The 23,092-nt window shown below is 35.2% G+C and carries 27 protein-coding genes, 2 rRNA genes and 1 pseudogene; 12 read left to right on the plus strand and 18 right to left on the minus strand.

The window, feature by feature from the left end; all coding sequences use genetic code 11:
• The first annotated feature begins 238 nt into the window (after nt 1-238).
• Nucleotides 239-3,004 (plus strand): 23S ribosomal RNA (locus AAGD62_RS02405).
• A gap of 66 nt (nt 3,005-3,070) precedes the next feature.
• Nucleotides 3,071-3,177: ribosomal RNA gene (gene rrf / locus AAGD62_RS02410) — 5S ribosomal RNA — on the plus strand.
• 85 nt (nt 3,178-3,262) lie between these two features.
• Here the strand turns inward: rrf and AAGD62_RS02415 are convergent.
• The 3 genes and pseudogenes from AAGD62_RS02415 to rpmH all read right to left on the minus strand — a co-directional run bounded on the left by AAGD62_RS02415 (nt 3,263) and on the right by rpmH (nt 4,090).
• Nucleotides 3,263-3,526, minus strand: a complete 264-nt coding sequence (locus AAGD62_RS02415) for a hypothetical protein (protein WP_077188558.1) — start codon at nt 3,524-3,526, stop codon at nt 3,263-3,265.
• An 86-nt stretch (nt 3,527-3,612) separates the two neighbouring features.
• Nucleotides 3,613-3,888: pseudogene (gene rnpA, locus AAGD62_RS02420) on the minus strand (ribonuclease P protein component); the annotation flags it as partial.
• A 67-nt stretch (nt 3,889-3,955) separates the two neighbouring features.
• Nucleotides 3,956-4,090, minus strand: coding sequence for a 50S ribosomal protein L34 (rpmH, locus tag AAGD62_RS02425; protein ID WP_006279898.1), 135 nt, complete (start codon nt 4,088-4,090; stop codon nt 3,956-3,958).
• Nucleotides 4,091-4,197: 107 nt separating this feature from the next.
• Here rpmH and pstC point away from each other — a divergent pair, with 107 nt between their 5' ends.
• The 4 genes from pstC (at nt 4,198) to AAGD62_RS02445 (ending at nt 7,745) form a co-directional block, all read left to right on the plus strand.
• A complete protein-coding gene (gene pstC, locus AAGD62_RS02430; protein WP_038199744.1) occupies nt 4,198-5,286 on the plus strand; it encodes a phosphate ABC transporter permease subunit PstC in 1,089 nt (362 codons plus the stop codon).
• Between the two features lie 101 nt (nt 5,287-5,387).
• Complete coding sequence (atpD, locus tag AAGD62_RS02435) at nt 5,388-6,815, plus strand: F0F1 ATP synthase subunit beta (protein WP_341812775.1); 1,428 nt, start codon at nt 5,388-5,390, stop codon at nt 6,813-6,815.
• A 12-nt stretch (nt 6,816-6,827) separates the two neighbouring features.
• A complete protein-coding gene (locus AAGD62_RS02440) occupies nt 6,828-7,172 on the plus strand; it encodes a F0F1 ATP synthase subunit epsilon (RefSeq protein ID WP_006279902.1) in 345 nt (114 codons plus the stop codon).
• A gap of 426 nt (nt 7,173-7,598) precedes the next feature.
• Nucleotides 7,599-7,745, plus strand: a complete 147-nt coding sequence (locus AAGD62_RS02445) for a hypothetical protein (protein WP_231115817.1) — start codon at nt 7,599-7,601, stop codon at nt 7,743-7,745.
• A gap of 6 nt (nt 7,746-7,751) precedes the next feature.
• Here the strand turns inward: AAGD62_RS02445 and AAGD62_RS02450 are convergent, their stop codons facing one another.
• The 5 genes from AAGD62_RS02450 to AAGD62_RS02470 all read right to left on the minus strand — a co-directional run bounded on the left by AAGD62_RS02450 (nt 7,752) and on the right by AAGD62_RS02470 (nt 9,635).
• Nucleotides 7,752-8,243: an IS630 family transposase gene (locus AAGD62_RS02450; protein WP_155968340.1), complete on the minus strand. Its 492-nt coding sequence runs from the start codon at nt 8,241-8,243 to the stop codon at nt 7,752-7,754.
• Between the two features lie 19 nt (nt 8,244-8,262).
• A complete protein-coding gene (locus tag AAGD62_RS02455; protein ID WP_155968342.1) occupies nt 8,263-8,610 on the minus strand; it encodes an IS630 transposase-related protein in 348 nt (115 codons plus the stop codon).
• On the minus strand, nt 8,600-8,728 hold the full coding sequence (locus AAGD62_RS02460) for a hypothetical protein (RefSeq protein ID WP_265032044.1): 129 nt from the start codon (nt 8,726-8,728) through the stop codon (nt 8,600-8,602). The genes AAGD62_RS02455 and AAGD62_RS02460 overlap by 11 nt, the downstream gene beginning before the upstream one ends.
• A gap of 214 nt (nt 8,729-8,942) precedes the next feature.
• Complete coding sequence (locus AAGD62_RS02465) at nt 8,943-9,296, minus strand: TrbC/VirB2 family protein (RefSeq protein WP_155969480.1); 354 nt, start codon at nt 9,294-9,296, stop codon at nt 8,943-8,945.
• Nucleotides 9,297-9,320: 24 nt separating this feature from the next.
• Nucleotides 9,321-9,635, minus strand: a complete 315-nt coding sequence (locus AAGD62_RS02470; RefSeq protein ID WP_155969482.1) for a TrbC/VirB2 family protein — start codon at nt 9,633-9,635, stop codon at nt 9,321-9,323.
• Nucleotides 9,636-9,771: 136 nt separating this feature from the next.
• Between AAGD62_RS02470 and AAGD62_RS02475 the strand changes: the two genes are divergently transcribed.
• Nucleotides 9,772-10,587, plus strand: coding sequence for a YihY/virulence factor BrkB family protein (locus AAGD62_RS02475; protein ID WP_155969484.1), 816 nt, complete (start codon nt 9,772-9,774; stop codon nt 10,585-10,587).
• Nucleotides 10,574-11,329, plus strand: coding sequence for an SDR family oxidoreductase (locus AAGD62_RS02480; RefSeq protein ID WP_012673418.1), 756 nt, complete (start codon nt 10,574-10,576; stop codon nt 11,327-11,329). Before AAGD62_RS02475 ends, AAGD62_RS02480 begins: the two co-directional genes overlap by 14 nt.
• A gap of 124 nt (nt 11,330-11,453) precedes the next feature.
• On the opposite strand, the gene AAGD62_RS02485 is transcribed toward AAGD62_RS02480, so the two are convergent.
• Nucleotides 11,454-11,627 (minus strand): hypothetical protein, encoded by a 174-nt coding sequence (locus AAGD62_RS02485; RefSeq protein WP_231115856.1) that lies wholly within the window; start codon nt 11,625-11,627, stop codon nt 11,454-11,456.
• A 138-nt stretch (nt 11,628-11,765) separates the two neighbouring features.
• On the opposite strand from AAGD62_RS02485, the gene carB reads away from it, so the two are divergent.
• The 3 genes from carB (at nt 11,766) to AAGD62_RS02500 (ending at nt 16,192) form a co-directional block, all read left to right on the plus strand.
• On the plus strand, nt 11,766-15,221 hold the full coding sequence (carB, locus tag AAGD62_RS02490; protein WP_155969488.1) for a carbamoyl-phosphate synthase large subunit: 3,456 nt from the start codon (nt 11,766-11,768) through the stop codon (nt 15,219-15,221).
• Nucleotides 15,222-15,597: 376 nt separating this feature from the next.
• A complete protein-coding gene (locus tag AAGD62_RS02495) occupies nt 15,598-15,858 on the plus strand; it encodes an IS110 family transposase (RefSeq protein ID WP_010082049.1) in 261 nt (86 codons plus the stop codon).
• 73 nt (nt 15,859-15,931) lie between these two features.
• Nucleotides 15,932-16,192, plus strand: a complete 261-nt coding sequence (locus AAGD62_RS02500) for a hypothetical protein (RefSeq protein ID WP_007548520.1) — start codon at nt 15,932-15,934, stop codon at nt 16,190-16,192.
• A 174-nt stretch (nt 16,193-16,366) separates the two neighbouring features.
• Here AAGD62_RS02500 and AAGD62_RS02505 read toward each other — a convergent pair whose 3' ends face one another.
• The 9 genes from AAGD62_RS02505 to AAGD62_RS02545 form a co-directional block, all read right to left on the minus strand.
• Entirely contained in the window at nt 16,367-17,347 is a 981-nt protein-coding gene (locus AAGD62_RS02505) for an SGNH/GDSL hydrolase family protein (RefSeq protein ID WP_010082050.1), read from the minus strand.
• A gap of 140 nt (nt 17,348-17,487) precedes the next feature.
• The gene (rpoD, locus tag AAGD62_RS02510) at nt 17,488-19,440 is read right to left on the minus strand and encodes an RNA polymerase sigma factor RpoD (protein WP_012673419.1); all 1,953 of its coding nucleotides are present in this window, start codon (nt 19,438-19,440) and stop codon (nt 17,488-17,490) included.
• 138 nt (nt 19,441-19,578) lie between these two features.
• The gene (locus tag AAGD62_RS02515; RefSeq protein ID WP_155969490.1) at nt 19,579-19,890 is read right to left on the minus strand and encodes a cation:proton antiporter subunit C; all 312 of its coding nucleotides are present in this window, start codon (nt 19,888-19,890) and stop codon (nt 19,579-19,581) included.
• On the minus strand, nt 19,887-20,306 hold the full coding sequence (locus AAGD62_RS02520; protein WP_006279705.1) for a Na(+)/H(+) antiporter subunit B: 420 nt from the start codon (nt 20,304-20,306) through the stop codon (nt 19,887-19,889). Before AAGD62_RS02520 ends, AAGD62_RS02515 begins: the two co-directional genes overlap by 4 nt.
• Nucleotides 20,299-20,826, minus strand: coding sequence for a DUF4040 domain-containing protein (locus AAGD62_RS02525; protein WP_155969494.1), 528 nt, complete (start codon nt 20,824-20,826; stop codon nt 20,299-20,301). Before AAGD62_RS02525 ends, AAGD62_RS02520 begins: the two co-directional genes overlap by 8 nt.
• Before the next feature lies 1 nt (nt 20,827).
• A complete protein-coding gene (gene mnhG / locus AAGD62_RS02530; protein WP_155969497.1) occupies nt 20,828-21,115 on the minus strand; it encodes a monovalent cation/H(+) antiporter subunit G in 288 nt (95 codons plus the stop codon).
• Between the two features lie 6 nt (nt 21,116-21,121).
• On the minus strand, nt 21,122-21,367 hold the full coding sequence (locus tag AAGD62_RS02535) for a monovalent cation/H+ antiporter complex subunit F (protein WP_007548527.1): 246 nt from the start codon (nt 21,365-21,367) through the stop codon (nt 21,122-21,124).
• 28 nt (nt 21,368-21,395) lie between these two features.
• The gene (gene rpoZ, locus AAGD62_RS02540; protein WP_007548528.1) at nt 21,396-21,803 is read right to left on the minus strand and encodes a DNA-directed RNA polymerase subunit omega; all 408 of its coding nucleotides are present in this window, start codon (nt 21,801-21,803) and stop codon (nt 21,396-21,398) included.
• 60 nt (nt 21,804-21,863) lie between these two features.
• Entirely contained in the window at nt 21,864-22,160 is a 297-nt protein-coding gene (locus AAGD62_RS02545) for a helix-turn-helix domain-containing protein (protein WP_012673420.1), read from the minus strand.
• Nucleotides 22,161-22,596: 436 nt separating this feature from the next.
• Between AAGD62_RS02545 and purE the strand changes: the two genes are divergently transcribed.
• Nucleotides 22,597-23,088, plus strand: a complete 492-nt coding sequence (gene purE, locus AAGD62_RS02550) for a 5-(carboxyamino)imidazole ribonucleotide mutase (RefSeq protein ID WP_196770129.1) — start codon at nt 22,597-22,599, stop codon at nt 23,086-23,088.
• Nucleotides 23,089-23,092: the final 4 nt, after the last annotated feature.

Here is a 23,092-nt window from a genome sequence, read left to right on the forward strand (position 1 = left end):
TATATAAGTTTACCACATATTTCTCAGATTATACTGTTTAGGATTGCTAGTATATTGTTGTTGATAATATAAGTAAATGTTTTGTGCAAAAAGGCGTTGACATATTATTTATTAGGTTATAACATATAAAAGATTAATTTAGTTTTTAGATGTTTGACAAGTTTTATGGTAGAGATTAATTTAATCTCAATTCAATTTTAATAATATTTAACTCTGCATATTCTGCATATAGTCGGATAAATAAATTATTAAGAGCACTTGATGGATGCCTTGGCGTTAAGAGGCGATGAAGGACGTGGCAGGCTGCGATAAGCTGTGGGGAATTGTCAACAAATTTTGATCCGCAGATTTCCGAATGGGGAAACCCAACTAGTTTAGCTAGTTATTACGTACTAAGTATGTAAAGCAAACTTGGTGAACTGAAATATCTAAGTAGCCAAAGGAAAAGAAATCAACCGAGATTCTGTTAGTAGTGACGAGCGAAAGCGGAAAAGGCTAGTGATTTAAGAATAAGAATTAGAATACTCTGGAAATAGTAACCATAGAAGGTGATAGTCCTGTATAAGTAGAAAGTTTTTAAATCCTTGAGTAGAGCGGGGCACGTGAAATCCTGTTTGAATATGGGGGGACCATCCTCCAAGCCTAAATACTCCTTAACGACCGATAGTGAACAAGTACCGTGAGGGAAAGGTGAAAAGAACCCCGGGAGGGGAGTGAAATAGAATCTGAAATCAAGTGCTTACAAACAGTTGGAGCTCTATATCAATTTATTGATATTTAGAGTGACAGCGTACCTTTTGCATAATGGGTCAGCGAGTTAATCTATGAAGCAAGCTTAAGCCGTTAGGTGTAGGCGTAGCGAAAGCAAGTCTGAATAGGACGTTTTAGTTTTATGGATTAGACCCGAAACCAAGTGATCTAGTCATGACCAGATTGAAGGTGTGGTAAAACACACTGGAGGATCGAACCAGTTAATGTTGCAACATTATTGGATGAGTTGTGATTAGGGGTGAAAGGCCAATCAAACTTGGAAATAGCTGGTTCTCCGCGAAATCTATTTAGGTAGAGCGTTGTATGTATGTTGTTGGGGGTAGAGCACTGGATAGACTAGGGGGATTCACCGTCTTACCAAATCTAACTAAACTCCGAATACCAACAATTAATTATACAGCAGGCACACTACGGGTGCTAAGTCCGTGGTGAAGAGGGAAACAACCCAGATCACTATCTAAGGTCCCAAAATTACAGCTAAGTGGGGAAGGAAGTAGAAAAACCATTACAGCTAGGAGGTTGGCTTGGAAGCAGCCATCCTTTAAAGAAAGCGTAACAGCTCACTTGTCTAAATAAGTTTTTCTGCGCCGAAAATGTACCGGGGCTAAAGCTGTATACCGAAGATGTGAGTGCTTATTGATTTCGATCAATAGGCGCGGTAGCGGAGCGTTCCGTAAGTCTGTGAAGGTGGTTTGTGAAAACTGCTGGAGATATCGGAAGTGAGAATGCTGACATAAGTAGCGTAAAAGAGTGTGAAAAACACTCTCACCAAAAATCTAAGGGTTCCTACGTTAAGTTAATCTGCGTAGGGTTAGTCGGTTCCTAAGGCGAGTCCGTAAAGGAGTAGTCGATGGCAATTAGGTTAATATTCCTAAACCTCTTAAGTGTGACGGGTTTCGTATTTGTATAGATCTTATTGGATTGATCTATGCTTAAAAGAAGCTCCAGGAAATAGCACTTATATTTATGAGGCCGTACCGCAAACCGACACTGGTGGATGAGTAGAGTATACTAAGGTGTTGAAAGAATGATGTTGAAGGAACTCGGCAAATTATACCTGTAACTTCGGAAGAAGGGTAACCTGCTTTTAGGCAACTATGAGTAGGTGGCACAAAATAGGGAGTAGCGACTGTTTACTAAAAACACAGGACTCTGCAAACACGTAAGTGGAAGTATAGGGTCTGACGCCTGCCCGGTGCTGGAAGGTTAATAGGAAGGGTGCAAGCTCCGAATTGAAGCCCCAGTAAACGGCGGCCGTAACACTGACGGTCCTAAGGTAGCGAAATTCCTTGTCGGGTAAGTTCCGACCCGCACGAATGGCGTAACGATTTCTCCACTGTCTCCAACATCACTTCAGCGAAATTGAATTCCCCGTGCAGATGCGGGGTACCCGCGGTTAGACGAAGAGACCCCGTGCACCTTTACTATAGCTTTACATTGCTATTAAAAGTGTGATGTGCAGGATAGGTGGGAGACTTTGAAGTTATGGCGCTAGCTATAATGGAGTCAACCTTGAGATACCACCCTTTACACTTTTGATATCTAACTATGTTTCATTATCTGGAACTAGGACATTGTATGGTGGGTAGTTTGACTGGGGCGGTCGCCTCCTAAAAAGTAACGGAGGCGTGCGAAGGTAAGCTAGAGCTGGTCGGAAATCAGCTTGATAGTATAATGGCATAAGCTTGCCTGACTGCGAGGCTGACAAGCCAAGCAGAGACGAAAGTCGGTCATAGTGATCCGGTGATTCTGTATGGAAGGGTCATCGCTCAACGGATAAAAGGTACGCCGGGGATAACAGGCTGATGGTGTTCGAGCGTTCATAGCGACGACACCGTTTGGCACCTCGATGTCGACTCATCACATCCTGGGGCTGAAGAAGGTCCCAAGGGTTCGGCTGTTCGCCGATTAAAGTGATACGTGAGTTGGGTTTAGAACGTCGTGAGACAGTTCGGTTTCTATCTGCCGTGGGTGAAGGAAATTTGAGAAGGTCTGACTCTAGTACGAGAGGACCGAGATGGATATACCTCTGGTGTACCAGCTGTTATGCCAATAGCATCGCTGGGTGGCTATGTATAGATGGGATAATTGCTGAAAGCATATAAGCAAGAAACCCTCTTCAAAAAGATTTCCCAATTAAGGCCGTGGAAGACTACCACGTTGATAGGCTAGGTGTGGAAGCATGGTAACATGTGAAGCTAACTAGTACTAATAGCCTGATTGATTTATTTGCTTTCTATATGTGTGTATGCAGTGTTAAATATTAAGTTAAAATTGTTAAGTTAGAAATTTTTATTGACTTGGTGGCTATAGCAAAAATGAACCACCCGATCTCATCTCGAACTCGGAAGTGAAACTTTTTAGCGCTGATGGTACTTGAAAAGGGAGAGTAGGTCGCCGCCAAGTTTATAAAAATTTCTTTGTTAATTAGACAGTAGGTATACTTATATTTTAACTTTCTTGTTTTGTTACTATTCTTTAAGTTTTTACTTTAACTACGATATCTTTTTTTTCTTATATGTTCTTGGTCATTTTCTACATTATTTAGCATTGTTCCTACTTCCCCTAATTGATTCCCTTTTGAAGGAGAATTACTGATTTCTGGTAATATTACATTACCTCCCACTTTTTTAAATAATTCTTCTTGTTGGCGAAATGCTGACCTCCAATCTGTTCCTGTTCCTTTAGGAAGAAATAAGAATTGATACATCTGACCAAAGCCTGTGTTATTTACCTCTTTTATATGCTCTACCATTCACCACACCCATTAACTATTTTTAAAAATTTTACCTATATTATCATAAAAAATATAGTTGTAAATACCTTAATTGAGATTTTTTTTTATTTTATCTTTTTTAAGCAAATAGTTAGATCTTTTTGTAAATTTTTATAACTTGCTTGCATAATGTTTCTATGAGTTAGTATTATGTAGTAGTGCCCTATATTACTTATATTTAAAATGTTAATTTTAGCAAGCATTCGTAGTTGCCTTTTTATTTTATTTCTTTTTGCTGCTTTTCCGGTTTTTTTACTGATAGCCAGACCTACTCTAATAGTATGAATGTACTTTTCAGGTTCTCTTTCTTTTATAGCGTACAGTGATATATAAAGCCCACGATAAAAAAGACTGTTGAGTGCTAACTTATTTTTGAAAGCAGAAGAAAAATCTTTTTTTTTATACTTACTATGCGCATAATTTGTTACACCCTAATGAACGGCGCCTATTAAGGATTTTTCTTCCAGCTCTTGTTGCCATACGTGAACGAAATCCGTGTCTGCGCTTTCTTATCAAATTTTTTGGTTGAAATGTTCTCTTCATTGTTTTTATATTAATATAATTATTTATTTTAAATTGTTTTACTTTATTGTCAAATAATGGTGAACTTGTATGACATTTTCGTAGAATAAAATTTGATGCATGGAAGAATGAATTCGGTGATAGTCATACCTGTCTTACTAATCCTTTTATTTTGTTTTAGTAGGTTTCAAGAAGTAAATAAGGTTAAATCTTATCTATATCTTAGTTGTGTATGGATGCTAACTTGGTTGTTAGTATTCTATAATAATTGTTTTGTAACTTTTATTTCTATAGCGTTACTTTTTTTCATGCTTGCTTTTATCTTTAAAAATAAAAGAAATAAGATAATAAAACTTTCGTTATTTGTGGCTTTGGCCATATCATTTTTTATCACTTTATTTATAATGCTGTCTATTTTTATTCAATCCATTAGTTTTTTTAATAAAGTAGCTATTTCAGAATTCTTGTTTTGCTTGAAATGGGGCCACAATGTAGTCACTATCAATGAAGAGAAGATAGGATGTTTTGGTATAGCGCCGCTTTTAGTTGGTACATTACTTATAACTATTATAGCAATGTTAGTTGTCGTTCCGCTTGGTTTATTTTCTGCAATATATATTAGTGAATATGCGAGTGAGAAAGTGCGTTATATTGTTAATACAACTTTGCAAGTTTTGTCTGCTATTCCTACGGTTGTATATGGATATTTCGCGGTTGTGTTTTTGTCTTTCTTTATAAAGCAGGTAGCAAATTTTTTTGGTTTAAGTATACACTCAGAAAGTGCCTTAGTTGCCGGTTTATCGATTGGGATAATGATTCTTCCTTTTATTATTTCTTTACTCGAAGATGCCATAAGATCTGTTCCAAAAAGCTTGCGTTATGGCTTCATGGCACTTGGTGCAACTCCAGCGGAAACTATATGGCATATAACAATACCTTATGCAATGCCTACAATTTTAAGTGCAATTTTATTGTCAATTTCAAGAGTGATAGGTGAAACAATGATTGTGCTAATGGCTGTGGGAATCAACGCAAATTTGACTTTTAACCCTCTTAATTCAGTTACTACCATTACCGTGCAGATCGCTACATTACTTACCGGAGATCAGGATTTCAATAGTGTACAAACTCTTGCTGCTTATGCGCTTAGTTTAGTATTGTTTATTATTACTTGGCTATTAAATGCATTTGCATTGTTTGTAATGAAGCGTAACTAGTAAGCGTTTTAATGTTGCAAAATTTCTATTAATAATATAAAATTTATTTTCTTTAGAAGTTCTTTTATGGAATTATAGTGTTAGGTGATAAAAATAAAGAGATGAATATAGGTAGAGCGATTAAGGTAACTCAAGCAGTTGTTGATATAAAATTTGAAGGTGAATTGCCTAAAATATTTAATGCTTTAAAAAGCAAACTAAAATATAAGGATAAGGAGCTGGTTTTAGAAGTTTCGCAGCATATAGGTGACAATATAGTTCGTTGTATTGCTATGGATAGCACAGATGGCATGTCAAGGGGGGATGAATTTGTTGATACAGGTGCACCAATATCGGTGCCAATTGGGCGTTCAACTTTAGGAAGGATTTTTAATGTTGTTGGAGAGCTTATAGATGAGTGTGGTCCACTGAAGGGAAAGTATAACTTAGAGCCTATACACAGAGCACCTCCAAGTTTTACTGAACAGAGAATACAGGAAGAAGTTTTAGTTACGGGAATAAAAGTTATAGATCTTCTTGCACCTTATCTTAAAGGAGGAAAAATTGGCTTATTTGGTGGAGCCGGTGTTGGTAAAACAGTCCTAATAATGGAATTAATTAATAATATAGCAAAAGCTCATAAAGGATTTTCTGTGTTTGCCGGGGTAGGGGAGAGAACGCGTGAAGGTAACGATCTTTATCACGAGATGATCACTTCAAATGTAATAAATATAAATGAGCATGAAAAATCTCAAGCTGTTTTGGTTTATGGTCAGATGAATGAGCCTCCTGGAGCAAGGGCTAGAGTTGCTTTAACAGCACTTACTATGGCAGAGTATTTTCGTGACCGTGAAAACCAAGATGTTCTATTTTTTGTGGATAATATCTTTAGATTTACACAAGCTGGTTCTGAAATTTCTGCTTTACTTGGAAGAATACCGTCAGCTGTTGGTTATCAGCCAACCCTTGCAACTGATATGGGTGCAATGCAAGAAAGAATAGCTTCAACAACTTCTGGCTCTATTACTTCTGTGCAAGCTATATATGTTCCTGCGGACGATTTGACTGATCCAGCCCCAGCAACTACATTCTCTCACCTTGATGCAACCACAGTGTTGTCAAGGCAAATAGCTGAAATGGGAATATACCCTGCTGTTGATCCACTTGATTCAACTTCTCAGTCTTTATCTGCTGAAATCATTGTTGAAGAACATTATAATGTAGCTTCTGAGGTGAAACGTATATTGCAAACTTATAAATCACTGCAAGATATTATCGCAATACTTGGTATGGATGAGCTATCTGATGAAGATAAAATTATTGTTGATAGGGCTCGTAAGATTCAGAAATTTCTTTCTCAACCTTTTCACGTTGCAGAAATATTTACTGGCATGCCTGGTAAATTTGTTTCACTTTCTGATACTGTTTCCAGTTTTAAAGGGATTGTTGAAGGCAAATATGATCACTTACCAGAGGCTGCTTTTTATATGGTGGGGAATATAGATGAAGCAATAAAAAAGGCTGAATTAATAGAAGCTGAAGCTAAATAAAAGTTAAAGATTATGAATACTTTTAAAGTGCAATTTTTCTCTCCTGATGATCAAATTTCATTCAGTGGAGTGGTTTCTCTTTCAGTAACTGGGCTCGAAGGGGAGCTTATGATTTTAGCTCACCATGCTCCTTACTTAATTTATTTATTGCCTGGTATGATTACTGTTAAAATGAGTAACCAAACAGAAAAGAAGGTTGTAATTGATAGTGGCGTATTAGAAGTTGCAAATAATAATTGTAGCATTATAACAAGTCAAATTCAGGTTTTTGATCGTGCAATTCATGATGAGAAATCGTTTAAAAATAAGAGAATTAGTATATATTTAAGTTATCTTGATGAGAAGTTTCTTTCTTAGTTATTTTAGGCAAAAAGTCAATTATCATTCAAGTGGCTATAAGATTTTTGCTCAGGGGGCTCTTTTTTGTCATCCCAGAAACCCCGGGGTGTCATCCCAGTGTCGGAGTACTTTAGGTGTATGATCCCAGAGTGTGATGGTATGGGACCATACACCTAATCAAATAAAAATTAAAGAAGGAGAGTTGGTTGTAACGGTTGGAGATAACGACTTTGTTTTACCTGGAATTTACGTTGGATAAACTACAAAAAATAACAGGTAAAAATCAACGTAAATTTAAGATAAATCGATTTTATTAGTATTATCAAATCAAAATCTGTTTTTAATTAATCAATAATACTTTTTTACATATTTTCATCCCCTTTCATGGATTTTTTAATTTTATAGATGATATCTAATATTATTAGAAGCATTGTAAAATATCTTATGAGAAAAATTATAAAATATATTAGCATTATTGGTATTGCATGTTTAGTATTGTTATTTTTTATATCTAATGTGGAAACACGCGTAAAAACACAGGAAGAACAATTATTCCTAGCTGTAGAAGATGGTAATGCACAAGAAGTATAGTATTTTCTAAAATGAATGATAAATTTCCATTATGGTATTACCAACCAAAAGTTGTAAGTCTGTATATTTATGCATTAAAGGTCTGAGGCGGCTTTTGATGGTATTCCAACAATGCTCTATAGGGTTCAAATCTGGTGAATATGTTGGTAGATAGAGCAAACGGCATCTAGCATTATCTATTAACTCCTTTGTTTTGGGAGTTTTATGGAATGTGGCATTGTCCATAACTATTGTAGTACCATGTGGCAATTTAGGTAATAACATCTTCTCTAACCATGTATTGAATACCTCTTTGTCACACCCACCTTTGAAAGTCATTGGTGCAATAAATCTCTTTCCAATCCACCCGCCTATTATACTGATTCTCTCTCGTTTTCTTCCTGGAATATCTGCATAAATTTTCTTTCCTATTGGAGCACGTCCATACTCTCGGTATAACCTATTATCAACTCCTGCTTCATCTATATATAAGATGCTGGAATGGTCTATTTTTGAGATTTTATCGGTAAATCGCTGCCTATCTTCTTGATTGCGCTCTTGATATAGTGTAACTTTTTTTTAAAGTAATTCTTAGCTGTTTCAGCCTATACCAAATTGAATTTATTCCAAATCCAAGATTTTGTTTCATCTCTGCCAGCGTATGATCTGGATTCTTTTTAACATATTCTTCGAGTATTTTTGGGTCTATTTTTCGAATAAAGCTGCCGTTTTTCGATGGCCTTAGGCTTTCACCAGCGGCTTTCTTTCTTAACCAGCGGTACAGAGTTGCTATTCCTATCTCCAAAAGCTCTGCCACCTCAACCTTTGACTTCCCTTTTTCTATCATCGATACTGCCCTTTCCCTTAAATCCACACTATACGCCATTATAACTCAAATAGCTTATTATACCTTTATCATTTACTTTGGGAAGTACTATAGTATTAGCATTTGCATCAAACGCAAAGGAGAGAATTAACGCCACAAGTAGAAGAAAATTTTTCATTACGCCTCCTATAATTTCTGTTTCATGTTTGATTATCTATCGCTTTGATTAAATTTAAGTAAATGGTGAGGATTCTAGTAAATTTGTCATCCTATCAGTTTATAAAAATTCCCGGATCTCAGTGTTATTCACTTGGACAACATTTATACAATTGTGGAATAATGGTGCTCCTTTAAGAAGCACCATTCAGCTAATGTTTTTCTAAATTTAGTACCTATTTACATACATTATTTGTTGTATCCCATGTTTTACCATCAGGGCAAGCAGTTGCACCATTTTTACAAATCACACCGCCTGGTACTATTTTTGAAACAACTACAGGTGCACCAAAAAATACAGCAGTAAATGCACCGAGTGCAAAAAGTGCTGGCCACGGCATTCTGCCAAATATTGCAAGCAACGCTGCACCAATTATTACTATTGTGATCATCGGTCCACCTATGCCGTGAGTATAGCCTACTATTTTGCATATTGTATTTGACGTTGCGTCATCAGTAACACTGCTAGCAAAAGCATTATCAAATGCAAAGAAGAGAATTAACGCCACTAGTAGAAGAAAATTTTTCATTATGCCTCCAATAATTTCTATTACTTATTCGGTTACTACACCGTCTTTACAAATCACACCTCCTGGTGTTATTTTTGAAACGACTACAGGAGCGCCAAAAAACACAGCAGTGAACGCACCGAGTGCAAAAAGCGCTGGCCACGGCATTCTACCGAATATTGCAAGCAACGCTGCACCAATTATCACTATTGTGATCATTGGTCCACCTATGCCATGAGTATAGCCTATTATCTTGCATATCACTGATGATGTTGTATCATTTTTATCAACAAAAGTATTAGCATTTGCATCAAACGCAAAGGAGAGAATTAACGCCACAAGTAGAAGAAAATTTTTCATTACGCCTCCGATAATTTCTATTTAATGCTGGATTATCTACCATTTTGATTAAATTTAAGTAAATGGTGAGGATTTTTTTGCTTAAAAGTATCCTTTATTTCATTTAGAATACTTTTCTTGGTTCGTTTATATTACAGTGCTACAGAAATTTTACAGCATCGTTTATTGTCTTTATCGTGCTTTGATTGACACAATTTATAATGATGGAGTGGAGCATGCAGGGTATTTATCATTTTTAATTCTGTTATCAATATTTCCTTTTCTCATCGTTTTAATGGCTGTGGCGTCAACATTCGCAAATTTTTTAGACCAGTACAACATTGGCTGGGTATTTATCATTGATAACATGCCACAGGATATTTTATCATCTTTGATGCCGCGTATTAGGGAGATAATATCAGGCCCGCCGCAAAGCTTACTAACTTTAGCAATTGTAGGTGCTGTTTGGACCGCTTCATCGACAATTGAAGGGCTTAGAACAATACTCAATAAGGCCTATAAAGTTCCGGTTTCGCCGCCTTATATATTAAGAAGAGTACTAAGTATATTACAATTTTTAGTAATCACGCTTATTATAACTCTAACTATAGTGTTTTCTACACTAGTACCAATGCTAATTGATTTTTCCTATCAGGGGCTAAGTTATACTAGGTATTTACTTATTGAATTTGTACTTTTCACAGTAGTCTCTTGGCTATATTTTATGTTACCAAACATAAAACAAAATTTATCAGACGTATTTCCTGGATCTTGTGTAGCTGTTATTCTTTGGACGATTTCTGCTTCAGCTTTTAAGCAATACTTAAAAGCTTCCTTTGACCAACTGGATTTGATATATGGAAGTTTAGGTGGTGTGGTAGTGTCATTACTATTTTTTTATATGCTAAGTTTGATTTTTATATATGGAGCAAAATTCAATTTTCAGCTAAAATATTTCAATGGATCTCGCTAAGGAGAAAGAAATGGGTAAGTTAGAAGGTAAAGTAGCTTTAATCACCGGAGCTTCAGGTGGAGTAGGCTCTGCTGTTGCAAAAAGGTTTATAAGAGAAGGTGCATGTGTGATTCTGATTTCAAGATCTCTTGATAATCTCAAGCCACTATATAATGAAATTGAAGAGCTTGAAGAATTTAAAGAAGGCTCTGTGAAACTAATTCAGCTTGATCTTTTAGACTTTGAGAATGTAAAGATACTGACAAACATGATAGAAAGCCTGAAATTATCAGAATCTGGAGCACTTGATATATTAGTTGCGTGTGCTGGAATTTTAGGCAAACTGAACCCCATTCATGACTGTGAGATTGAAGAGCTACAGAACGTAATGAATACAAATTTTACTGCCAATTGGTACTTACTAAAAAACTTAGATCCAATGCTAAAAAAGTCTAATGCTGGAAGAGCGATATTCATGACCTCAGAAGTGACACTTTCTCCTTCCTCTTATCCATATTGGATGCCGTATGCTGCAAGTAAAGTTGCACTAGAAATAATGGTGCAAATATATGCATCTGAGACAAAACATACAAAATTATGTGTAAATGCTGTATACACGGAAGGACCTGTGGGTAGTGAGCAGGCATTTCCTGGATCTGAATTGGTGTCGCCTGATAAACTAACAGATAAATTTGTGGAATTAGCTTCTGAAGACTGCAGCATATCAGGAAAAATCTTACCGCTCAGCAAATCTCCCGAATAAATTACCATAGTATCTGCAAAGATACCGTTAAGCCCACAACTGTATGAACATTGTGATTTGAGAGTAATCTCCACTAGGAAGGATGTCATCCCAGTGCCTCTATGGTGTCATTCCAGTCTGGAATCTAGTCTTTATTATGCAGCCACTTATTTAAAGTTAAGTTTTCTGGATCCCAGACTGGGATGACACCTCTGGGCACTGCCGTCATAAAGGAACCAGTGTCAGCTACTTGAAAGACATCATTTGCTGTGCAATTTACCTTCAAAAATGAATGTTTGTACAGCTGTGTGTCAAGCACTGGAATCTGCCACGCAAATTGCAATGTTCGTACAGTTATGCGTCAAGCCTAAAAGTAATTAGCTAATAGGTTTAATAAAAATTCACATATACAGGAAAGATTGGTAACATTACTTGAATAGAGACCGTTATTGTAATTATGCCGAAACGCACAGATATAGAATCTATATTAGTAATAGGAGCAGGCCCAATAGTTATAGGTCAGGCATGCGAGTTTGATTATTCCGGAACGCAAAGCTGTAAAGTATTAAAAAGCGAAGGTTATAAAGTCATTTTGGTTAACTCCAACCCCGCAACTATAATGACAGATCCTGAGTTTTCTGATGCGACGTATATTGAGCCGGTACTGCCTGAAATCATAGAGAAAATTATAATTAAGGAGAGGCCAGACGCAATATTGCCAACAATGGGCGGGCAAACAGCGCTCAATTGTGCAATAAAACTTGCAGATGATGGAGTGTTAGACAAATACAACGTAGAATTAATAGGGGTAAATAGAGAAGCAATAAAAAAAGCAGAGGATAGAGAGTTATTCCGCCAGTCCATGGATAGAATAGGACTGAAATACCCCAAAAGTATCATTATAAAAAATCAAGAACAAATAAAAAAGGCTTTGGATTACGTTGGATTACCAGCAATCATTCGTTCATCATTCACTCTTGGTGGCGCAGGTAGTGGTATAGCATATAATAAAGAGGAGTTTTTCAATATCGCAGAAAGTGCTCTCAAAATTTCGCCAATAAATGAAGTTCAGATAGATGAATCAATTATCGGCTGGAAAGAATATGAAATGGAAGTTATCCGCGATTGTAAAGATAACTGCATAATAGTCTGTTCGATAGAAAATGTTGATCCGATGGGAGTGCACACTGGGGATAGCATAACTGTTGCTCCTGCTTTGACTCTGCGTGATGCTGAATATCAACAAATGAGAAATGCATCTATAGCAGTGCTGAGGGAAATTGACGTTAGTGCCGGTGGTGCAAATGTTCAGTTTGCAGTGAACCCTAAAGAAGATGGAAGCCTCGTTGTAATTGAAATGAATCCAAGGGTTTCTCGCTCCTCTGCACTTGCTTCGAAAGCAACAGGCTATCCTATTGCAAAAGTTGTAACCAAACTTGCTATCGGCTATTCGCTCGATGAAATACGTAACGACTGCGCTCCAATAATACCAGCAGCATTCGAACCAGTGATTGATTATATCGTCACTAAAATTCCTCGATTTGAGTTTGAGAAATTTAAGGGGACGAATTGTGAATTATCAACCTCCATGAAATCAGTGGGAGAAGTGATGTCTATAGGCCGCACTTTTAATGAGTCACTACAGAAAGCTTTCCGTTCACTTGAAACTGATTTTACAGGACTTGATGAAGTATTTCCTGAGAACATTGATATTGATCACATAAAATCTCAATTAGCAAAATTGCTACCAAACAGATTACTGATTGCTGCTGACGCAATGCGCCACGGAATTAGCATAGAAGAAATAAATTCGATTACAGGATATGACTTATGGTTTCTGCAAAATATACAGCAAATCATCTTGGCTGAACAAAAAATCAAGGAAAATGGCCTTCCTGGAACTGCATATGAAATATTAGAACTAAAAAAGATGGGATTCTCGGATGCAAGGTTGGCAAAGTTAAGTAATAGATCTACCTCTGTCATCCCAGTACCCTCTAATGTCATCCCAGTGCGTGACACTGGGATCCAGCCAGCGTTATACGCTGGAGATCGAGTAAAACAAATTGAGGAAATAAGGAAAAAATTTGGCATTCATCCAGTTTATAAACGTGTAGACACCTGTGCGGCTGAATTTGAATCGAGCACTGCTTATATGTATGGCTGCTATGAGGGAGACATTACAAATAGGACAGAATGCGAAGCGGACATTTCTGACCGAGAAAAGGTTGTCATCTTAGGAAGTGGTCCAAACCGCATTGGTCAAGGTATTGAGTTTGATTATGCATGCGTACATGCAGCTTCTGCCGCCAAAGAAATGGGGTATGAAACAATAATGATCAACTGTAATCCAGAAACTGTCTCAACTGACTACGATACTGCTGATCGTTTATATTTCGCCCCACTGATTGCAGAGGATGTGCTTGAAATACTAAGTAAAGAGCAAGAAAATGGCACACTGGTTGGTGTGATAGTTCAAATAGGTGGTCAAACACCTTTAAAGTTAGCCAAAGTGCTTAACGAGAGAGGTTTCAAAATTCTGGGAACTTCGTTTGATTCTATTGACCTTGCAGAAGATCGCATGAGATTTAAAAATCTTGCTTTGCAACTTAATTTAAAACAACCTGAAAGTTCTATCTGCCATTCAGTAGAAGAAGCGTTAACCAACGCAGAAAAGGTGGGGTTTCCACTAGTAGTCAGGCCATCATATGTCCTCGGCGGTCAGTCTATGTCGATTAGACACGATACTCAGAGCTTTAAAGAGTACGTCTTGGATCAAACTAAAATCTTTGAGCATGGTTCGCTGCTTCTTGATAAATTTTTAGTCAATGCAGTTGAGGTTGATGTTGATGCTGTATGTGATGGGGAAAAAGTTTTCATTGCAGCGGTCATGGAGCATATTGAAGAAGCTGGTATCCACTCTGGTGATTCAACATGCTCAATACCGACAAATACATTGAGTGACGAAGTAATAAAAGAGATTAAGCTACAAACTGAAAGAATAGCATTAGCATTAAAAGTGAAAGGTCTGATAAACATTCAGTTTGCTGTTCAAGAGAATAGACCTCTTGCAGAACCTGTTTGTGATGAGAAATTTTTAGGAAAAGTGCAGATGAGTACCACAGAATACTCGAATGTATTTGAGGAGCGCAGACAAGCTTTGACGACAAAATTGCCTTCAGAAATCGAGTTATGCAAGAGGTCTAGTGATGTATACATACTTGAAGTAAATTTACGAGCTAGTAGAACCGTTCCTTTTATTTCCAAGGTAATCAATATTCCTATTGCAAAGCTTGCCACTCAAGTTATTTTGGGTAAAAAATTGAATCAGGAAAACAAGCCTTTCAATCATTTTGCAGTTAAAGCTGCTGTTTTTCCATTTACCCGCTTTGCAGGAGTTGATACTTTACTTGGTCCTGAAATGAAATCAACAGGAGAAGTGATGGGAATTGACTCATCATTTGAAGCTGCACTTGCAAAAACGCACATGGCTGCAGGATACAAGTTACCAACAGAAGGAACAGCTCTGGTTTCAGTAAAAGATGATGATAAAAAGTATATATTGCCAGTTGCACGAATGTTGAAAGAACTGAGTTTTGAAATATATGCCACCAAAGGCACAGCTTCGTATCTGAACAATAACGGCATTGCTGCACAAGCTGTAAATAAAGTAAGAGAAGGCAGACCCCACATAGTTGATATGCTCAAAGATGGAAAAATAAATCTAGTGATTAATACTTCAAAAGGTGTAAAGTCAGTCTCAGACAGCAAAGATATCAGGAGAACTGCTATTTTGCAAAATATAGCTTACAGCACCACAGCTTCCGGAAGTAAAGCGTTAGTGCTTGCAATTCAATATGTAAAGAATAGCAAACTGGAAGTGAAATCATTACAGCAGATACAAAACGTTTAAATATCAAAACTAGAATAATTCACTCTCAAAATGCTAAAGAGAACATAATAAAAAGATGGAAATTTTGAAGGAAATAGTATACCTAAAGAATCAACTAGCGTAATTGAACAGCCAAATGCTGCAACGAATGCTCCACAATCTCACCTAGAGGACACTTCCCTTATATGTTAAGAACAAGTCTTTATAAATATCAAAGTAGTGAGATTAAAGACACACAGAGAAGAGGAATCGTCACGCCCCTTGATTATAAGAATCGTTGTTCAGCAAGGTTCTCTTCTCTGGTTTATTATACTGAAAGTTCCGAACAACTGATTGAGCTTTTAGGCTCGTATATAAGGCTGGAAAATGCAGTATATGTTATTATTACGGAGGAATTATGAATTCATCAAACATTATTGCTGGCATTGATGTTAGCAAAAGTAAATTAGATCTCCACATTCACCCACTTGAGCATTATAAAATATTTGAAAACAATGTACAATCCATTGATGAAATGCTGGACTTTTTACGTTTGCATAATGTAACCAAAATTGGTCTTGAGGCAACTGGTGGATACGAAAAATTATGTGCCTATACTTTACTAAGCAATGGTTTTGAGGTGTACGTCATTCAACCAAGGTGGGAGAGACTATGCTAAAAGCCTTGGTATTACTACAAAAACTGATAAAATAGACTGCAGTATCATCTCACGTTATATTAATAATACAGATATGCGTGTTACTCCTTTAACAGTTAGTAATGGTAATATTGATTGCTTGAAACAAAAATTATCTCGTAGAAACCAACTTGTAGAAATAGCAAAAATACAAAAAACCCAAATCCAACAGGTAACTGATACATCTATAATCAAACAAATAGAGGAACTTCTTGCAATTTTACGTAATCAAATTAAAACTTTAGAAGATGAAATGATTACATTTATCGATCAAAACCAAGAGCTTAAAAGAAAATATATATCAATAACTATATAGTAGCGGGATGACGGTTTTTCAAATTATCGGTAAATCTAAGTCAGTTTAGCTATAGGCAGCAATTTTCTGTATTTATTTTAAATTGAAGAAAGCTCAAATGAAAGATCGTGTTTTGCTAAAAATCACAGAATGCAGTCTGGTTACTATTTAAAAGGATATGTTCAAAAAACTGTGTCAAATCAACTCATACACTTCATTACCAACTTCATGATGAAGTTCCGCAGTTGGATGGAAATAATCAAAAAAGAAATAATCCTTTAGTGTTTCTTTGCTACACCCAGGGTTATAGTGAACGTCAAGTTCCCCTTTAAATATCAACTTTAAGAGTATTTTTATATTTTCTTTAAATCTCCCAACTTGGTCTGCAATGTTCGATGTGCATGCATCTTGACAATTTAAACCTTTGCTCTTGTATTCGCTAAACATACTTCTCATTTTAGAGTTAAGATCAAATGCTTTTATTTCAAGATTTGTACTTTTCTTCATATAATCTAAGCCTTTAGCCAGTTTTGCATTGAAACTCTCCGTGAGCTTTGTAGCTAGTTCCCTTGCTTCTTCATCTCTATTAAAAGCTGGTATTGAGCCAACTTCAGGTGCATTTGCAACAACTACATGCTTAACACCATGTTCATTTAGAACCTTAAGTGCATTACATATTTCACTCACTGCTTGTTCCAATACTTCTTCCGCTTTAGTATCGTCATAAGCAGTGGCAACCATAACATCATTTCCGCCGATTATGATGCAAAATAAATCTTCTTTACCTATATCTGGATGATGTTTAATTACCGCATCTAGCTGGTTAGCTAAACGAAATTTATTGAAGAAATAAGAAAAAATAGGGTCAAAAATTTCAGATGCTGTTGCATATGAAACTGCGTAATTCTGACCTTGCTGTTCGTGGCATCTCCCAAAAAATGAATAACTCCACCCAGGTTTAAATTCATCTAAATCTAAATATTTTGCTATATATTCAACAGCAGTAGGGCCATTGCTAAAAGATCTTCCTTGATAAAAAGGATCATCAAATTTTACGCTTTTTGCAAAGGATAAATTATTTAAAATTCCAATGATTGCGCCATTATCGGATAAGCTATCACCCAGAACATAAAAATTTCTATACTTTGAATTAGAATTGTCATTTTTGTTTGTCATAATATTTACCGTAGATTAGCATGTTGTTTCATTAGATTCATAGAAAAAGAAAAATAGCGGTGAAATTATACAACTTTGGCCTAACTTGCTCTCCACTTTTTCCGGGCAAAATCAGCTTCTTCTTAACTTGACACGTATACTTAAAAGAACCCTCTAAGTTTTCTAGCACGGCTTGGATGTTTCAACTTGCGCAGTGCTTTTGCCTCTATTTGCCTAATTCTCTCACGTGTTACATTAAAAATTTTTCCTACTTCTTCTAAGGTATGTTCCTTCCCATCTTTACCAAGGCCAAAACGCATTCTTAAAATTCTTTCTTCCTTTGGTGTTAAAGTTGCAAGGACATTGGTTGTAATGCCACGCAAGTCAGCAAGTATTGCAGCATCCTCTGGCCTGGAGACTCGCTTGTCTTCTATACAATCACCAAAGGTACTACTATCATCTTTTCCTGTTGGAGCTTCAAGACTTACTGGATCTCTTGCTATTTTCATAACTTTGCGTATTCTTTCCAGTGGCATTGTCAGTTCTACACTCAATTCCTCTAACGTCGGCTCTCTTCCCATCTCATGAGTCATCTTTCTTAATGCTCTGTTGATTTTACTGATAATTTCCACCATATGAACTGGTATTCTAACTACTTTAGACTGCTCAGGTATTGCTCTAGTGATTGATTGTCTTACCCACCAAGTGCCATAAGTTGAAAATTTATATCCACGTTTGTAATCAAACTTATCCACGGCCTTCATAAGACCAATATTGCCTTCTTGTATCAAATCAAGCAGATCAAGGCCTCTTTTTGAATACTTCTTAGCAATGGAAACTACTAGCCTTAAGTTAGCCTTAATCATTTCTTGCTTTGCTTCAGAGACTTCTCGTTCGTGTTTTTGTATTCTCTTGATTAGCTCCTTAAATTCTTGTACGTTATCTTCCTGTATATGCTGCTTAATACCGTTCAAGGTACTAGCTATATGTTCAGAGTTATCGTCTATAAACCTTAAAAATTTGTTTTTTAATTCACCTGTAAAAGAGGACTGATTTTCATTGATCTTTAAAAGACTTATCTTTTTCAATTCGTGCTTTAAAAGCACGTCATCATAAACTTTATAGAAACTTTCTCTATCGATATCGTATTTTCTAGCCTCAGCAATAAGATTAGCCTCTTCAAGCGTAATGGATCTATTTATCTTATAAAGTTCTTGTGTAATTCTGGCAACAGCAGCATCACTTAACTTAATTTGTAATGCTATAGACCATATTTGATTATACAAATTTTCTAGCTCATTAGAGAAATTTTTAGAATTTTTTCTTAATATCAACGCTTCATTTGTTAAAGTAATTATCTCATCCAATGCAACTATGACCTTTGGCAATAAGTCACTTTCCATTTCAAGAATAGAAACATTTAAATTGACTGAACTTATATCTTCATTATTACCGTCTTTCTCATCATCACTTTTTTTACTATCTTTCTCATCATCACTACAGTACTCAGCATCTTCAGAAACATCCTCAGAATCCTCAACATCTTCAGCACTTTCTTCACTCTCTTCACTTTCTTCTTTGGGTACCACATTAAAATCAGAGTTATAAATTGCATCCAGATCTATAATTTCTCTCAGTAAGAGAGCTCCATTACTTAAATCATCACGCCATACTTTTATCACCTTTAATGTTACTGATGTTTCAATTATTGCGCGTAACATGTTATGCTTTTCAGATTCAATTTTTTTTGCTATCTCGATTTCATCTGCCCTTGATAAAAGCTTTACGGAGCTCATGTCTTGTAAATAAATCCTCACTGGATCATCATTTTGTACTAAAGTTGCAGTAACATTTGGCGATGTGTCATCATCATCAAGTTTACTATCATCACTGTTGGAAGGAATATCTTCTTCATCTTCGCTACTTTCAAGCACATTAATTCCGGAATCCTGCAATAAAGATATAGCATCATCTATAAAGTCAGACGAAAAATTTTCATCTGATAATTTATCATTTATATCATCAAAGGTGATAAAACCACCCTTTTTTATACTCTTAGTTACCAGATCTTTGATAATTTTTTTCTTATCTTCTGCATCATTAATAGTTGACATCATTACCTTTATAGTTTATAATTTTATTTCTTATTAACAAACAAACTTACAACGAGCAAGTCTATAATTTTACTTTTAACTTGTGGCTATTTGTTACTTCATATAGTTTAAGATACTGTTAATTTATGTACACTTGTCTTAATCAATTGTTCCATACTTTTCTTCCATTTTTACTGCTATGGATAATCCAACTGAAAATGTTGCAATTCCAACCACTATAGCAGTAAGCATTAAAACATGGGGTATAGGATTGCTATATGAATAAAAATTTAAAACCAATATAGGAGGCAAGGAACTTTTTATATATCCTAGAGATATGTAAAATAACAAAACAGATGCTTGGAAGACGCTTACCCCTATCATTTTCTTGATTAAATTTTTATCGTTTATAATAATATATAAACCTAGCACCATTAATACAATAATAATCGTATAATTATATAAAGTCATTGTTTTTTCCTACGAGCAAAATTTATATATATAATTAACATAGAGGAGCAGACAGTAAATGCTACACCTAATTCCACCAAAAAAATACCTAATTTTTGACCGGTTCTATTATTGGTTAACAAGATATCATAAGATAAAAAATTTTGGCCAAGTAAAGTTGTTGCAACGCCCGTTCCTCCATAAATTAAAATACCTAACACGTTAGTCAATCTAATCACAGAATAAGGTATTGCTTTTAGAGTTGTAGATACACCAAATAGCATTGAATATAATATTATCCCGGAGGCAATAATTATTCCTGCTTGAAAACCTCCACCCGGAGTGTAATCACCGTGAAATTGTATGTATAAACCAAATAAAATGATAAAAGGTATCATCAAAAATGTTACTGCATTTAATATCGGATCTTTAATCATTTTCTTTTTCTTCTTTTAATATCAACGTTATACAAACCGCAGCAGTAAAAACTACTATAGTTTCTCCAAACGTGTCATAACCACGAAAGCTTGCCAAAATAGCTGTCACTATATTAGGAATACCGGTAGCTTTTTCGGTATTTTCCACATAATAAGGAGCAACATGCAAGTGGATCGGAGCATTGTGGCTGCCAAAATCTGGCAATTGAATCATAAAATATGACAAACATACAGCCAGAAATAACATAAAAAAAAGCGTTATAGGGTTATGAGATAGATTTACTTTATGATTCTTTATCAAGGAGAGTGCTGCAAACGTAAAAACTGTACTGAGCCCCGCACCAACAGAAGCTTCAGTAATTGCAACATCAGGTGCATTCATAATTAAGTATATAAGCGCAATCAGTGAACTAAATACACACATTAGAACAGCACTTACGACTAAATGTCGCGAGAAAACTATAAAAACCGTAACTGTTAGTAACAACAAAAGTAACACTACATTTAATATTTCTAACACCTTAGCCTTCTTTAACAGTTTTTTTCTTAACTTTATAATGAGTGCGCGCTAAAATATAGCTATTAGTTGAGTTAGCTACCCATATTATAAAAATTAATAATACTATTTTAACAGTATTGATTGAAAATCCATTCTGCAAAGCAAAACCAATTAACAATAACGTTGCACCGCTAGAATCTGTAATACCTGCTGCATTTAACCTAGTATAGAAATCAGGAAATCTGATCACCCCTATATTTGAAATAATTATCAAACAAATACCTAAAAATATGAAAATGGATCCTATCATAAATTATCAAAACAACATTAATCTCATTAGTGCTATAGTTGATATAAAGCTAACGCTAGCATACAACAATGCTATATCAATTAAAAAAAAATTATTCAGAATGATTGATATTGCTGTTATAAGTACAACTACTTGCGTTGAGAAATTATTGAACGCTAAAACCTTATTGTACACATCATTTGACTTAGACACTATGCAACACAACATTACACTCATACAGAACAACAGTGTATAGATAGCAATGCAAATCATTTAAAGACTATGTGACTTCAGTAGATTTCTAAACGGATACTTCTTCATCGCCATCTTGATCATTTATTTCATCATCTATTTCACCATCCACTTCATAATCTTGGCTTTCTTGACTTGCATCAAGATCTGTGTTATCAGAAAAATTTAATAAATTCGCTAGCTTACTTGTATTACTGCTGTAAACATTATTCATATTTCCTTTCATGTATTCCTTGCATCTACCTACCAAAAGGCTAAACAGCTCATGAGTATCCACCTGTTTTCCTGCTATTTCATGTAAGGAAACTATGGTATTTTTATGACCTTTAAACTTAGCTGCTTGAATTGGATTACTTGCCCCTGTATTTAAATCATGTGTTCTTTGACTTGCCAACAGAACCAATTTGAAACGGTTACTTACCCGTTCTATACACTTTTCTACAATAGACTCAGCCATAAGATACTACCTTAATAAGTTTTATACTATATCACAAAAAACAAGTTGTCAACTTTGTATCTATTGCGATTCAACTTCATGTTTTACTTTTTCTGCCTCAGATTTTATTTCTTGGCTTTCTGTCATCGTGATTGTTATCTCATGATCAAGTTTTTTTAGAAATCCTAACAATCGCTCTAAAGAAAAACCATCTATTTTACCATTTTTAATTTGCGATACCTTTGGCTGATCAATACCAAGTTTCTCAGCTGCAAAAGCCTGAGTCCAAGCATTTTTTTCTACAATTTTATTTATTATATAAAGCAACTTTGTTTTTATTCCTGCACTGTCTAAGTTATTTAACGATATTATTTCCATAATTCTTACACTCACATATCAATTAACTTTATTAAATATTATAACATAATATTTAATATACCAAGATATTAATATCATGTAACTTGTCAATAATTATATGATATCAATATTTAAAACTTTAAGTTGATTATATATTAATATTTTTATCAAATTTCTAGTAATTTTAAATTACCATTTTACCATCAGTCTATCTGAAAAAACCATTTATAGAAAGAACAAGCTAAGATTACAAAGCTTGAAATACAAAAATAATTATTTTATAAATTTATCTTACATAAGAAGTTTATATCTCTATATCTTAATATAAATATTTATTTAAATTTTTAAAATTTCTATTTTAACGAGAATTCTATATATTATATTTATAATATAATTTAAATATTTGTTGCTTTTTAGCTGGAACATTATTTAGTTAGTAAGTAAAATTGTGTTGAATATGACAAAAATAAAAAAAGATGTTGCTGTTATTATGGGAAGTGAGTCAGATTACACCACTATGGTCCATACCGTTGATATGTTAAAAGCATTAGAAGCTTCACATGACATATTCATAATATCTGCACATAGAACGCCAGAAAGGCTCTTCAATTTTGCTAAATCTGCACAAGAAGAAGGTTTTAAGGTTATTATAGCTGGTGCAGGAGGTGCAGCTCATTTACCTGGTATGGTTGCGTCACTAACTTGTTTACCAGTTATCGGTGTTCCTGTGCATAGTAAACAATTAAATGGGCTGGACAGCCTACTCTCTATAGTTCAAATGCCAAAGGGTGTTCCAGTTGCAACCATGTCTATAGGAGAAAATGGAGCATATAATGCTGCCATTACTGCCGTATCTATATTGTCAATTTCCAACAGTGAAATTGCAGGTAGGTTAAAAAAGTGGAGAGAGAAACAGACCAAAGAAGTAAAAGAGAAACCAGTTTCATAATAAA

This window comes from Wolbachia endosymbiont (group A) of Eristalinus aeneus, assembly GCF_964026915.1.
In the GTDB taxonomy this organism is placed as follows: Bacteria; Pseudomonadota; Alphaproteobacteria; order Rickettsiales; family Anaplasmataceae; genus Wolbachia; species Wolbachia pipientis.

Excerpts from the sequence above, each read along its gene's own strand:
- AAGD62_RS02535 (WP_007548527.1), bottom strand. The coding sequence starts at position 21,367 with ATGATTTGCATTGCTATCTATACACTGTTGTTCTGTATGAGTGTAATG.
- AAGD62_RS02505 (WP_010082050.1), bottom strand. The coding sequence starts at position 17,347 with ATGACAAACAAAAATGACAATTCTAATTCAAAGTATAGAAATTTTTAT.
- AAGD62_RS02480 (WP_012673418.1), top strand. The coding sequence starts at position 10,574 with ATGGATCTCGCTAAGGAGAAAGAAATGGGTAAGTTAGAAGGTAAAGTA.
- purE (WP_196770129.1), top strand. The coding sequence starts at position 22,597 with ATGACAAAAATAAAAAAAGATGTTGCTGTTATTATGGGAAGTGAGTCA.
- AAGD62_RS02470 (WP_155969482.1), bottom strand. The coding sequence starts at position 9,635 with ATGAAAAATTTTCTTCTACTTGTGGCGTTAATTCTCTCCTTTGCGTTT.
- AAGD62_RS02415 (WP_077188558.1), bottom strand. The coding sequence starts at position 3,526 with ATGGTAGAGCATATAAAAGAGGTAAATAACACAGGCTTTGGTCAGATG.
- rpoZ (WP_007548528.1), bottom strand. The coding sequence starts at position 21,803 with ATGGCTGAGTCTATTGTAGAAAAGTGTATAGAACGGGTAAGTAACCGT.
- rpmH (WP_006279898.1), bottom strand. The coding sequence starts at position 4,090 with ATGAAGAGAACATTTCAACCAAAAAATTTGATAAGAAAGCGCAGACAC.
- AAGD62_RS02465 (WP_155969480.1), bottom strand. The coding sequence starts at position 9,296 with ATGAAAAATTTTCTTCTACTAGTGGCGTTAATTCTCTTCTTTGCATTT.
- AAGD62_RS02515 (WP_155969490.1), bottom strand. The coding sequence starts at position 19,890 with ATGACTTTATATAATTATACGATTATTATTGTATTAATGGTGCTAGGT.
- AAGD62_RS02520 (WP_006279705.1), bottom strand. The coding sequence starts at position 20,306 with ATGATTAAAGATCCGATATTAAATGCAGTAACATTTTTGATGATACCT.
- AAGD62_RS02455 (WP_155968342.1), bottom strand. The coding sequence starts at position 8,610 with ATGGCGTATAGTGTGGATTTAAGGGAAAGGGCAGTATCGATGATAGAA.
- mnhG (WP_155969497.1), bottom strand. The coding sequence starts at position 21,115 with ATGATAGGATCCATTTTCATATTTTTAGGTATTTGTTTGATAATTATT.
- AAGD62_RS02545 (WP_012673420.1), bottom strand. The coding sequence starts at position 22,160 with ATGGAAATAATATCGTTAAATAACTTAGACAGTGCAGGAATAAAAACA.
- AAGD62_RS02445 (WP_231115817.1), top strand. The coding sequence starts at position 7,599 with ATGAGAAAAATTATAAAATATATTAGCATTATTGGTATTGCATGTTTA.
- AAGD62_RS02440 (WP_006279902.1), top strand. The coding sequence starts at position 6,828 with ATGAATACTTTTAAAGTGCAATTTTTCTCTCCTGATGATCAAATTTCA.
- AAGD62_RS02460 (WP_265032044.1), bottom strand. The coding sequence starts at position 8,728 with ATGAAAAATTTTCTTCTACTTGTGGCGTTAATTCTCTCCTTTGCGTTT.
- pstC (WP_038199744.1), top strand. The coding sequence starts at position 4,198 with ATGAATTCGGTGATAGTCATACCTGTCTTACTAATCCTTTTATTTTGT.
- rpoD (WP_012673419.1), bottom strand. The coding sequence starts at position 19,440 with ATGTCAACTATTAATGATGCAGAAGATAAGAAAAAAATTATCAAAGAT.
- carB (WP_155969488.1), top strand. The coding sequence starts at position 11,766 with ATGCCGAAACGCACAGATATAGAATCTATATTAGTAATAGGAGCAGGC.
- AAGD62_RS02500 (WP_007548520.1), top strand. The coding sequence starts at position 15,932 with ATGCGTGTTACTCCTTTAACAGTTAGTAATGGTAATATTGATTGCTTG.
- atpD (WP_341812775.1), top strand. The coding sequence starts at position 5,388 with ATGAATATAGGTAGAGCGATTAAGGTAACTCAAGCAGTTGTTGATATA.
- AAGD62_RS02495 (WP_010082049.1), top strand. The coding sequence starts at position 15,598 with ATGAATTCATCAAACATTATTGCTGGCATTGATGTTAGCAAAAGTAAA.